Consider the following 12,447-nt stretch of genomic DNA (forward strand, 5'->3'; position numbering starts at 1 on the left):
CGGTTGACTGGATCGTCCTGCTCCTGCCTACCGTGTTCGCGATCCGCACCTTCAGCACCACCGCCGCACTACTCGCGTTGGGCTTACTCGGTTTCACTGCCTACGCACGAAAAGCGAATCTGACTAGCACCATCCAAGCCGGCCCATTCTTTCTTCTGATCGGGTCTACGATACTGGTCCTGACGCGACCGGCGCCAACAGGAGACTTTCTATTCTTCGCGCTATTAGTCGCGCTCATTGTGCGGCTGGTGATGACAATCAATGCGGGCGCAATCATTGCTTCGCTAGTTGACGGCGCCGGAATCTACCTTGCGCTAAACGTAGCAAGTTACGCAGCAGGAGTGCGCTCTCCTGGCGCGGCGGACCGCATTGGTGATATCAGAGACTCTGGTGGCACCCTAAGGATACTATTCCCATTCTCGCCGTCGTTGGAAATAGCGCCCACCATTGCGTCCTTCTACATTGGTGCGGCAGCCTTTTTGGTTTTTCAACGAGGGTGGAGACGCCGCTCGCTCCGCCTCGTGGGCTTCGCCGCCGCCTTTGCCGTCATAGTCCAAGGCGGAAATAGAACCGCACTCTTCGCCGCCGTCGCGTTGCCTATTGCGGTCATACTCTTTCCCTTCATCGCCCGGTGGGTGGGAATTCTCGTGACGGTCTTTGCTTCGGTATCGGCTCTCGTACTGCCAGCCATAGCCGCCTTGGTGCAGCCTACCCTCCTAGCATTCCTATCCTTCATCGCGCCGGAACGGACAACCCGTGCCGCCGACGTAGGCACGCTCAACAATCGTTCCATCATCTGGCGAAAGTCGACTGAATACTGGATGAACTGGGTTGACGGCGAATTCAATTGGCTATTCGGTTTTGGACAACAGGGCCAATACCGTTCTGGCGCCTCAATGTCGTACGCCCAGGCGCTCTCCTCAACAGTTCGGCACCCGGAACTCGCGTCTATGCATAATTCATTTCTTCAACAGCTGTTCGATGGAGGAGTCATCGGATGGCTATTACTTACCCTCGCCATCCTCTGGGCAAATGTCCGATTGTCGCGCTATAGAACGCGTTGGGGTGCTGCCGGACTGGCTGCCATTGTGGCTATGGTTACCTTGCTACTCAATTCAATGACCCAGGTGTCGATCGCGCCGGGGAGTTCCCAAGATAGTTTCTGGCTCCTTGTGATACTGATCGGCGTGGCTTGTCAGTCCCCAAGACATGCACTTCCTGCAATCGAGGCAGATGAACGGAAGACCACAAAGCCAGCCACCATAGAAACTATCGGTTTCCCACCATCGACAGGCGCGCCACTAACTGGCCGAAAAGAAAGCGTCTGACCGACTGGTAGAGACGAAATCCGCTTCTCTTCTGTGTGAGCCCTTTTCCCTCGGCGCGTTGCCGACGCACGTGCACGTCACGCGCCAAGCTGGCCGTGCGCTGCGGGATCCTCAGCGCATCTATGAAGCCTGCAGTATCAGATGGGTCTGGTCCGCGCGCTGAGCTCGATAGACTTCAGTTGTGTATCCGAATTGGTGTAGCAATCCGTTCACCTCTTCGGCGGACGACCCGAACCCGGGCAAAAATGAGTCGTGTACCTCGATGAACAACGCTCGGGGCTTTTCAGGGCCGGTCAGTAGTTGGACAGCCCCACGCAGCGCCAATATCTCTGCACCTTCAATATCCAACTTGATCACGGTCGGCCGAGGAAGACGGGCTTCTGAAACCAGGCTGTCAAGCGACCGCGCGACAACCGAGACGCTGCCGCCTTCTCCGCGCTGATGAACAAGGCTCGGACTGTTCCCGTCGTCACCGTCTGTGTATAGAACAACAGTGCCATCCGCGTCGCTCACCGCAGTTGGTTCGAGGGTGAACGTCCGATCGGCGTTCAGCGCGCCGTTCACTTCAAGCCGATGCCGAAATGAGGGGTCGGGCTCGAAAGCCACTGTGCGGCAGATCTTTGCCGCATGGAGCGTTACCATACCCACGTTAGCCCCCACGTCGAAGAGAACATCATCTTCGCGAAGGTTCTCAAGCATGGCGGCCGTATAAACAGTCTCGCCGCCATGGTCGACAACCCTGTGATGCTCGACGAGGTTCGTGATCTCAAACCGCACGCCGGCCTTCTCGAAATCCTTCAGCGTCACTACATAGGGCAACCGACGCTTGATGAGTCCCGACTTAACGCGTGCAGCGGTCTCTTGAATCGATCTCATTTGCCCCCCCTTGAGAATACGAACACGTCGTAGTCTACCTATTCGCGTACTGCGCGCCTGACATCTGAAACCCTGGTAGGCCGACAGAGCGACACACGGCGCACATTCAGAGATCACAGCCTTCCGAGTGAGGTACTTGCGACGTCACCCCTGGTCCAAGGGCTCCTGGCGATATCTCTTTTGTAAAGTGGGTGTCCAAGATGGGTGGAGCATTTGAAACCGGAAGCCGCGCCGCTCAGCTTCCGCCAACCGCTCGTCTAACAGGTCCCCGTGGACGTGGTTGACATACTTTGTTTCGTTACCCCTCGGCGTCTTATTGGCAAAGAACGCAGGATGCGCATCCCGGATGGACTGCATGAGTTCGGGATAAGCATGACGATCGGAATTCGCCCAGAAGCCGCTGTCACTCGGCCCTCGTCCATCGAACCCCCACATCCGGACATCGCGGCTTAGCGAACAGCCCAGCGGCAATAGAAGATTCGCCAATACATTTTCCACGTCGGGAAGAAGAAATTGCTCGTTGAGGTCAACTGCAATATTCGAATGTTCTCCCCAAGGGATGGGCACCAAGAGCGGCTCGACAGCATGGAACTCAGATCGAACGATTACATCGAACTGAGACGGGTAGACAAATAGTGTGCGGCCCTCAGACTCTTGAAGTCGCTCTAATGCGTCAGCACGGAAAGCTCTCGCGTGTGGATTATTGCCAAAATGATAAATCGCATCGCCGGCGGCAAGAAATGCGGGAGACAAGTGCCGCCATAACTCTGGATCTCTCACGATCGTGTTGCATACGATGGTAGTTCCGTCTGCGAAGGAACGATCGAGAGCTAGATGGAGCGATGGGCCAGTACCGAAGATATATGCCGGCCGAGCTTCATCGGTCTCAAGCTTCCGGACATGATCTCGAAAACGTTGGCCCGCGAGTGCGCTCCGCTGGCGGGCAGCACTACGGGGCGAAATCGCGACGCCGAGTTCCATTAACGACCAGCCATCGGCCAAATTAGTGTCGTAGTCGAGATCAGCTACCCATTCCAGGTGCTTCAGAGCAAGAAACTGAACTGCCGAGCTGTCGGCGGCAACGACCGCCGTATCCCGGACATACGTCATCCATGACGCCCGTCGTACAGTTCGAATATCTAGTTTGCTTTCCAGATGCTCAAATAGGAATTGCAGCCTAGCCTCTATGTTCTGAGCCTTCTCCGCTGAAGCTCCGCCGGAGACAATCGTGGCGACGGGCCGACGAACCGGTGTTCGCAGCCAGCCGGCTACGAGGTTGAAGTAGCGTCTCAACGCATGCTTTAGTCGTACCTTCCTGGAAAAGGAATACTGTGTCATCGGCTCAAATCTGCGGATAGCGGCGAGAAGGAACCTGTTGTCAATGCGACAGTATTGGTCGTTCCTATCGTGGGCACACGAAAAATCTAACATGTTCGTCGCGTGGTCACACCCGTCCTTGCCCGGACCCTCCGTCGAAATCCCGACATAAACCGACGATTACTACGTCATCCGAACTCATGAGCTGACGCCAGGACTACTATCCGGCCAATGAGCTCTGGTCGCCCACCCGTGCACAGCGCCGAGCGGTTTACCCGTTCATTCGCCAACCATGGCGAAGGCCCCTTTTGGGACTCCCGCGGCGGAAAACTCCTATGCATGGATGTTCTGGCAGCCTCCGTCGTCGCAATCGACGCAGACGGCGGAGTTCGGCGCCATCCGGTCCCGAGCAAAGCCGCAACGGTCATCCGGCATCGCTTAGGGCACGGGTTCGTGCTCGCCACCGAACATGGGATTGTCCTCGCAGATCCTGAACTGGCTACGTTCGAGCCTCTTGCTCAGCTCGTCCTCGACCCGACCGTACGAACCAACGACGGAGGCTGCGACCCACTCGGAAGCTTCGTCATCGGGACGATGAACTACGACGGAGACTCAGGCAAAGGAGCCGTGTACCGCGTTACGCCTGACGGCAAAGTCACTCAAATCCTCAGCCACGTCTCGATTTCCAACGGACTCCAATGGTCCGCGGATGGGACTCGTGTGTTTTACATCGACACTCCGACCAAGCGTGTGGAAGTCTTCGACGTCGACGAGGCTGGAGCGTGGTCAAACCGTCGGACACACATCCTCATTTCGGATACCCCCGGCCTTCCTGATGGCATGGCGATTGACGAGGAGGGCGGCCTTTGGGTCGCGCTCTGGGGTGCAGGCGCGGTCAACCATTACGACACCGCTGGGCGGTTGGTTGAGACGATTAACGTTCCCGGTGTCACTCAGACGAGTTCGTGCGCGTTCGGGGGCACAGATCGCACCGTGCTGTTTGTGACCACTTCGCGCCAGGGACTGCCCGACGGTCGGGAGCCGGACGCCGGCGCAGTTTTCGCCGTCGAGGTCGGCGTGCGGGGCGCGCCACCCCTGGAGTTCGCGGGATAGCCGACCCAAGACCATTCAGCGGTTCATCCGTCCCCGACGAGAGTGCGATATAGATCGTCGAATCGACGCGATATCACTCCGACGTCAAACTCTTCCCGCGCTCTCCGGCGTCCCTGCTCACCAAAGCGCCGCCGCGCAACGTGGTCGCCAATGACTAGCTCAAGCGCGTCGGCCAACTCGCGCACACTTCCGGGACTTACCAAGACTCCGTCGCCGTCGCCCACCATCTCGGGTATACCGCCAGCAGTGGTTGACACAACGCATATTCCGCGCGCCATTGCTTCGAGTATCGCCATCGGCTGACCTTCATTGATCGACGGCAGGACGAGAACGTGGGTGTATGCCAGCAACTGTGCGACCTCCGTTGAAGACAACCAGCCTGCCAAGCGGATGGAATCCTCCACACCGAGCCGTCGAATCTGTTCGCGAGCGCGATCGATCTCCCCCCAGCCCGCGATGGTCAGCTTCGTCGCCACGACGTCATTGCCAGCAAGCACCATGCTCCAGGCGTCGATAAGGACCGATGTTCCCTTCCGGTCACACAGCTCACCCAGAAACACCACTTGCACCGCGCCAGCAGACTCTTGGTCGACCGCAGCCTGTGACCGAATCGCGTTCGGCATCACCTCGACGCGGGCGCCTGGAGCGGCATCTCGGAGGCGCTTGGCCCAGACGTCACCCAGGGCTATAACGACATCGGCACGGACAAGCGTTGCCCGGATAACCCGCTGAACGGAAGGGGCTGCGTTCTCGAAATACTCATGAAACTCCCCACCGTGCATGTGGAGCACAACCGGCACTCGGAATGCGGCGGACACCCAGGTCAGAATCCCCTTTCGCACGAAGCTTCCGCGTTCCGAGGTGTGCAGGTGAACCACTTCTGGCCGACGAAGAATGAGTTCGACGACGAAGCCCACGAACCCCGACGTGAAGATCTTGATCCTGGCCAATTTGGTGCCGTCGCAATGGGTCGCGACGTGGCGAACATGCCATTCGTTCCAAAGCGGAGTCGCACTCATATTCCGAACGAAGGTCGCAATTCCGCCGTACGTTTCAAGGCTTGACGAAACCCACAGTGCCCGTTGATTTTTGGGCGCAGGCGCGCTCGACGTTCGGCCCAGAATGCCGTTGCGTCGTGCCCTCACCCGCGCTGCCCTAACCCATCACCCGGGCGGTCGACAGTGGCACCCTGATCGCCGCGCAAGATGTCGGTGAAGATTTCGAGCAATCGCCCTGCTGCAATCTCAGCAGCGAAGTGGGTCTGGTAGTGAGCCTGGGCCACCTTTGCCTGCCTATTGACTTCGGACGGATCTGCTAGGGCGTCGATAGCGCTCGCGAGAGCTTCAACATCATCGATTCCCGTGACACTTAGGCCCTGCGGTTGGTACTCGGATAGGGCGCCAGCGGTCGACACTAGGGTTGGCACGCCAAGCTGCATCGACAACACCTGGACCCCGCTTTGCGAGGCGGCACGGCTGTGCACGATCGACCCCTTGTACGCCGCGAGCTCAGGCGTTATTTGTCGGTAGCGATATGAACCCCGCTGCCAGCGTGCATGATTCGGCAACGGCCGGGGAATCAGGCCGTCGCCCAACAGCACCAATTCGTCACCGCGCCAGAACGGCCCCGCTGTGTGCGCTTCCCAGGCGGCGAACACGACGTCATGATTTTTGTACGGCTTTTGTCGGCCAATCATCACGAAGTTCTTCCGCGCTGCAGCTGCGACGAACGCCGGAACCGAAAAATCGTCAAGGTCACTGGTGAGCGGAGCCTCGTACAAGGGCTGTCTGAGGACTCCCTTTGCTCGAATAGCATCTGACACATATCGACTGAAGACCACGGTTGCATCCGCCGTCGCGTCCCAACGATCGAAGAACATCCGAGTCCACCAAGGCAGAACATCCGTAGGGTCGTGGGGCCGCGCATCGTGAACAAGTCGGACACGCGGGGCGAGCGACCCAAAGGCACGCCAACGGACATCGCGAAGAAACTCTGTTACGACGACATCTGGCTTAAATCGCTTTGCACCCTTATGCGCAGCGATGAACGGGAGCCACCCCTTGTGGGGCAGCGGACGCCCGAGCAACTCGACTTCGTATTCACGCAGCGCGTCGGATTCTGGATGGAGGGGCGCAGTTATCAACATCACCTCGACACCGAGTGCACGAAGACCCTCGACGTTGGCCCGTGCTAGCGGACGCAACCACGGACTAAGCCAAAGAACGCGCATAGGTGCCCTTACTTAGTCGCCATGATGAACACGTCGCCATGAAACATCAAAGCCCTCAGCGCAATACGCGGAGGCCGAGCTTTCGCGAAAAGGCGTTCCAGTTGACTTAGAAATACATAAAGCAACCGCGATCGGAGCACGAACGGGAGACGTTTGCGAACAACGGCGGGCGGGACATAGACGGCGTAGATGCGACTGAAGCCAGCTCGTCGGGCATTCTCACCGAGCTCTCTGTGAGTATATTCCTTCAAGTGCATAAAGTGCGCTCTATCGAGTTTCAATACTCTGGAGAGGTCAGCGGGGCCAAGAAAGAGGTGCGGCGTCGTGAAGATATAGCTCCCACCCGGCTTGGCGAGAGCGAACGCACCTTCGAAGTGACGTTGGACGTCGTCTGGGTGAAAATGCTCGATCACCTGCGTCGATAGCACGAAATCGTAGCTGGATTGCGGTTCAAAAGAATCCAGGTGAATCCCATCTGTCAGGTGCCAGACCATCTCGCCATCTTCTCGCGCTCCGCGCTCGGCGGTAATTTCGGTCGCGACGCAAGGGCGACCATTCTCGGTCAGATACCTTGCCAAAAAACCAGGGCCTGACCCTATCTCTATAACTTGCGCACCGAGCGGAATAAGTCTCAGAAACTGACCGAACTGGAGGTCCGGGCTACGGTTTTCAATCGACGACGTCTCCGCCAGCCACGGTAACTCGCGATATAGACGGTCATAACTTTCGGCCCAGACATCAGATCGCTCTTCTGGCGATGAGCTGATCAGCACATTTTTTAAGGAATATTCGAGGTCCACGTGCTGCTGAACCATCTCTTTGGTGACCGCGATGCCAGACGAGAGCGCGTAGTTTTCGCGGTAACGATCTACGATTTCGTCGGTGATCTCCGGGAATTGCCCGCCCCCGGCGTTCACGACGGAACCAATTCCACCACATCGACGACGGTTGAGCGACTTGATTTCATCGGCAGATATTTCCTTGTCTAAATTGCAGCCAGCGAACAAGGGGTGTTTAGCATGGGGTTGAGCTAGATTGCGCAGAGAAGATCCATATTTCCGACGATCGCCCTTGCGGTCTAACATTCACAATCCTCCCCTCAATTAGATACGGCGTAGAGCAATCTAAAGGTCCGCCAGCATCACCCCGATAACCACCCCAAGCACAGATTAGCGCGGCGAGCCCCTCTGCGCGTGGGCCAGCTCCGCGGTTCGCATGAACAAGTTCGGGCGCTCGCCACGACCGTCTAGTGTCCTGAGTCGTTACTTCCGGTGTAGTGATACAACTGGATTGCGCCTACTCCACATGCCGTTGAGATCGTGTTGACCGCTGATGAGCGCGCCGAGTTGGAGGGGTGGGCGCGACGGCGAACGAGTGCAGCCGGGCCGGCGATGCGGGCGTGAATCGTGTTCGCGGCTGATGGTGGTGGGTCCAACACCGAACTCGCCGACCTGTTGGAGCTCTCGATCGGAACGGTGCGGCGCTGGGGCAACCGGGTCTCCGAGTTACGACTCGACGGGCTGGTCGGCGGGCTGCGGCCGGGCCGCCCGCGGGTTGTGGGCGTTGATCGGATCGAGTCGCTGATCGTGGCGACGTTGGAGACCGCATCCAAGGATGCGAGACACTGGTCGACGCGGTCGATGGCCGATCATCTGGGGCTCTCGCAGTCGATGGTGTCGCGGGCTATGGCGGGCATTCGGAATTGCTCCGCACAAACAGGATTCGTGGAAACCATTTAAGGATCGGCTGTTCCTGGCGACGGTGAATCACCCGAGGTCTTGTGCCGCCTCCATGGTGCGCTGTGCCTTGGGGTTGACGGCACCGTAGAGCGACTCGTATTCGTTGGGCGGGGCAAGTCCGATGCTGAAATGCGGCCTGCTGCAGTTGTACTAGTCGACCCAGGAAGCTGTCGCGAACTCGACGTCGGCGATGAACACCACGTACACCCACCCCGCCCAGGTGCGAACGTACGTGAAGTCAGTCACCCAAACCCGGTTGGGCCATCGGCGGAGTTGCCGATTCAGCAGACCGTCATCCTTCCTAACCCAGAAGTTAACGGCGCGATACCTGGGGTGATTCGTAGGGCGAACCGACGCCAATGACCGCCGTCCGATCAACAGCAGAACACCAGTTGCAGCACCGGCCAGTCGGTGAACGCCTGGGTAGCAGCCTATGGCCGCTCTATCGGTCGGATGGCGTGTTACCTGATGGCGTATGTACGATCCCCGGGGGGTCCGCCCACGTCGGCGGTTCAAGGGGGCTTGGCATGCTGGACTGGTATCGAAGGAAATCTCGGCGCCGGCGCCGTCATGCCGCACGGAACCATCAGCGACTCGACATCCAGGGGTTGCGGATGGTCGCGGTGCTCACCGTGTTCGCAAGCCACTTATGGGGCTGGCCCAGCGGTGGATTCATCGGTGTTGATGTGTTCTTCGTAATCTCCGGCTTCCTCATCACCGGCAACTTGATGCGCACCGCGGAGGACACCGGAACGGTCTCGTTCTGGGGGTTCTACGGCAATCGGATTCGGCGAATCGTCCCCGCCGCGACAGTGGTCCTCGCCCTTACCTGCGTAGCGTCGGCGTTGGTGTTCCTGCCGTTCCGTGCCCGCGAAGTGAACATCGATGCCCTGTGGGCGTTCGTGTTCCTGTCGAACTGGTGGTTCGGGTTCAAGGACACCGACTACTTTCACGTCGCGTCAGATGCTGTCTCACCGCTTCAGCACTACTGGTCGCTGTCGATCGAGGAGCAGTTCTACTTCGTGTGGCCCGCGCTGATCTTTCTGGTCAGTGTCCTCGTGATCCGCAAGTCCTGGTCGCACGCTCGGCGGATGACCATCGCTGGCGGGGTGATGTCCGTCATCGTGGCGGCGTCGCTAGCGTGGGCGCTGGCGGAGACGGCGTCGTCACCGGCGTGGGCGTACTTCGACACAGCAGCTCGAGTCTGGGAGCTCGGTGTCGGCGCCGTGCTTGCGTGCACGGTGGACCGCCTGGCACGGATACCGGATGTCGTCAGACCTGCGCTGTCATGGGTGGGTCTCGCCGCGATTGGTGCGAGCGTGGTTCTCATCAGCGAAGATCCCATCGGGTTCCCGGCCCCGTGGGCGATTCTGCCCGTCGCCGGTGCCGCGCTGGTCATCGCGGCCGGGGTGGGCCGTGAACCCAAATATCAAGCGTTCCTCCGGAACCCGGTCAGCGGTTACCTCGGCGACATCTCCTACTCGCTGTACTTGGTGCACTGGCCGGTCATCATTCTTGTCGGGTCAGTGATGGACGTGAGCTCGTACTACTGGGGCACAGTCATAGGTTTGTCGTTCGGCCTGTCCGTGGCGTCATACCACATGGTGGAGACCCCGTTCCGGCGCATCACGATGGACAAGGTTCGCACCACTCGCAAGCTGATACGCAAGGGCCGGTACTGGCCGCAGAAGGCCAGTCAGTACGCGACGCTGGGGTCGATCATGCTGCTGATTGTCGGCCTTGGCGCTTACGCAATGCGCCCGGAAGCGTATGAATACAGCGGCCCGCCCTCGATCCTCGCCGCGCTGCGCACCACCAGCTGGCCAGAACTCGACCCTTCCATGGAGCAGGTCATCGAAAGCCCCACGGTCGATCCAGCTATCCGACCCTGTGACAACTACAACGCCACCGTCGACGTCAACGAATGCACCTACGGCGAACGGACGGCACCTATCCGGATCGTCCTGGCCGGCGACTCGGAAGGCCACGCCTACGCGGGCCCACTCCGCGATATCGTGCTCAACTCCGGCGGGCAGTTGCAGCTGCTTAACATGTCCATGGCGTCGTGCGCGTTCACCGATCAGCTGGTCAACCGAGGCAACGTCAGTTCCACGTGCGAGGCACGAAAGCGGAACGCCGTCGACACGATCAACTCGACTAAACCTGACATCGTGATCATCTCGAACCTGTACCGGTTCGGCATGAAGGTCGACAGCACGCAATTCACACAGGGCGAATGGTTGACGTCGATGCGCGACATCATCGACCAGTTCCGACCCAGCACCAGGAACGTCGTCCTGCTGTCTGGCCCGCCCGGCGAGGTCAACCCAAAAGAGTGCTTCGGCAAGCGGTCCAACGTCCCAGCGGACTGCATCGGCGAGGTGACTGAGCAGTGGCGGGACATGGCGACGGCCGAACGTCAGATCGCGGACACGATTGACGGGACGTGGATCGACTCGCGTCCGTGGTTCTGCAGTGATCAGCAGCTATGCCCAAGCTTTGTGGGGACGACGGCAACCAAGTGCGACGAGTTCCACTTCGCCCCCGTATATGGCAAGAAGATTTACCAGGTGATCGCCGAGTCGTTGAGGGCAGCCGCAGTGCTGCCTGCTCAGGCTTGAGTTTTACTAAACGCCGTGGAGCCGTCCGGGATTCCTAGAGCGCACGCAGCACAGTGATGACGCACTGTTTCCGTGTCCTTGCGACTGCGCCTTGCCAGCTTGCTATTGGCGGAATTATCGGCCCCGTCGATACAATTCCTCTATCTCCGGGGGATTGCGACAATGAGCAGGGGGCTAGCGGTGGTGGCTTTGTGGGCTCGACTGTCCAGACGCCACCGTGAATTTCGCACGCACCACCGCTCTTCGGTCACGAAATACGTGGCAGTCGTCGTACTGATCATCTTGATCATTGGTGTTTCGGCCTACACCGCCACCCGCCCCAGCGCGGACTACCAGGATCACCAAAACTCGGTCGCGGCAGACCAAGGTACCGGCGCCACCGCAGCTCCGTTAGCGGCTGCGCTAAGCCAAGAGATACAGGCTGCGCTAGGGCGACTCAGTGGCCAATTCTGGAGCCTCCGATGGAATCCGTGATCGCGGGTCCATCACTGCCCGACTGCGTAGGAGTCCAATTTCCAGACGCACTTGCGTGCACCTGGGGGCCGTTCACCGCCAAGACGCACATCGTCCTGGTAGCCGACTCCGTGGGGTTGACCTACGCAGCCCCTCTCCGCGAGATTGCACTGAAGTCGGGTGGACAGATTCAAGTTCACACTGAAGCGATGCGCGGTTGCAGCTTCATCGACGACCTCATCGCTACTATTGACCAATCTCTCCTCGACGCCTGTCCAGCGAGGAAGAAACACGTCATCGACGTAATCAACCACTGGCACCCCGACGTATTGATCATCTCGCAGTCCTATGGGACGAGAACCATCGCTGGAACCGACCAGAACGTGACGACTGGCCGTTGGTCCAACTCAATGCTCAAGATCGCCGAAACAATTCGTAGCAGAGTCAAGAAATTCGTATTTCTGTCGCCCCCGCCGGCGGGGGTAGAAATCAGCGAATGCTATCTAGCTAAGACACCCGCGGACTGTGTCAGTCAGGTGCCGAAATTTTGGAGATCGATGGCAGTAATCGAACAGGAAATCGCAAAATCTTTGGCCGGTTTGTGGATCGACTCGCGACAATGGTTCTGCATCAACGGCAAGAGGTGCCCCAGCTTTGTAGGATCTACCCCCACAAAGCGCGATGCCGTGTTCATGGCGCCGCCGTATGGGGAAAAGATCTACCCTGCCATTGAGGAATCACTGCGGGCCGCGGGAGCGTTCTGAGCGGAC

At 59.0% G+C, this 12,447-nt stretch carries 9 protein-coding genes and 1 pseudogene; 5 read left to right on the top strand and 5 right to left on the bottom strand.

Features of this window, described 5'->3' with window-relative positions; all coding sequences use genetic code 11:
• Positions 1-32: 32 nt before the first annotated feature.
• Positions 33-1,328, top strand: a complete 1,296-nt coding sequence (locus tag QUE68_RS23955) for an O-antigen ligase family protein (protein ID WP_284228771.1) — start codon at positions 33-35, stop codon at positions 1,326-1,328.
• Between the two features lie 120 nt (positions 1,329-1,448).
• Here QUE68_RS23955 and QUE68_RS23960 read toward each other — a convergent pair whose 3' ends face one another.
• Positions 1,449-2,204, bottom strand: a complete 756-nt coding sequence (locus QUE68_RS23960; protein ID WP_284228772.1) for an FkbM family methyltransferase — start codon at positions 2,202-2,204, stop codon at positions 1,449-1,451.
• A 144-nt stretch (positions 2,205-2,348) separates the two neighbouring features.
• A complete protein-coding gene (locus QUE68_RS23965) occupies positions 2,349-3,542 on the bottom strand; it encodes a hypothetical protein (RefSeq protein ID WP_284228773.1) in 1,194 nt (397 codons plus the stop codon).
• A 318-nt stretch (positions 3,543-3,860) separates the two neighbouring features.
• Here QUE68_RS23965 and QUE68_RS23970 point away from each other — a divergent pair, with 318 nt between their 5' ends.
• The gene (locus QUE68_RS23970) at positions 3,861-4,634 is read left to right on the top strand and encodes an SMP-30/gluconolactonase/LRE family protein (protein ID WP_286274556.1); all 774 of its coding nucleotides are present in this window, start codon (positions 3,861-3,863) and stop codon (positions 4,632-4,634) included.
• Positions 4,635-4,657: 23 nt separating this feature from the next.
• On the opposite strand, the gene QUE68_RS23975 is transcribed toward QUE68_RS23970, so the two are convergent.
• The 3 genes from QUE68_RS23975 to QUE68_RS23985 form a co-directional block, all read right to left on the bottom strand.
• On the bottom strand, positions 4,658-5,653 hold the full coding sequence (locus QUE68_RS23975) for a glycosyltransferase family 4 protein (protein WP_284228775.1): 996 nt from the start codon (positions 5,651-5,653) through the stop codon (positions 4,658-4,660).
• 122 nt (positions 5,654-5,775) lie between these two features.
• Complete coding sequence (locus tag QUE68_RS23980) at positions 5,776-6,864, bottom strand: glycosyltransferase family 4 protein (protein WP_284228776.1); 1,089 nt, start codon at positions 6,862-6,864, stop codon at positions 5,776-5,778.
• An 8-nt stretch (positions 6,865-6,872) separates the two neighbouring features.
• Complete coding sequence (locus tag QUE68_RS23985; RefSeq protein ID WP_284228777.1) at positions 6,873-7,949, bottom strand: class I SAM-dependent methyltransferase; 1,077 nt, start codon at positions 7,947-7,949, stop codon at positions 6,873-6,875.
• A 204-nt stretch (positions 7,950-8,153) separates the two neighbouring features.
• Here QUE68_RS23985 and QUE68_RS23990 point away from each other — a divergent pair.
• From QUE68_RS23990 to QUE68_RS24005, 3 genes and pseudogenes are all read left to right on the top strand, one after another.
• Positions 8,154-8,628, top strand: a pseudogene (locus tag QUE68_RS23990) (helix-turn-helix domain-containing protein); the annotation flags it as partial.
• Positions 8,629-9,217: 589 nt separating this feature from the next.
• Positions 9,218-11,224 (top strand): acyltransferase family protein, encoded by a 2,007-nt coding sequence (locus QUE68_RS24000; protein ID WP_286274557.1) that lies wholly within the window; start codon positions 9,218-9,220, stop codon positions 11,222-11,224.
• A gap of 461 nt (positions 11,225-11,685) precedes the next feature.
• Positions 11,686-12,441 (top strand): SGNH hydrolase domain-containing protein, encoded by a 756-nt coding sequence (locus QUE68_RS24005; RefSeq protein WP_284228779.1) that lies wholly within the window; start codon positions 11,686-11,688, stop codon positions 12,439-12,441.
• Positions 12,442-12,447 lie beyond the last annotated feature (6 nt).

The organism is Mycolicibacterium sp. TUM20985, from assembly GCF_030295745.1.
Lineage (GTDB): Bacteria > Actinomycetota > Actinomycetes > Mycobacteriales > Mycobacteriaceae > Mycobacterium.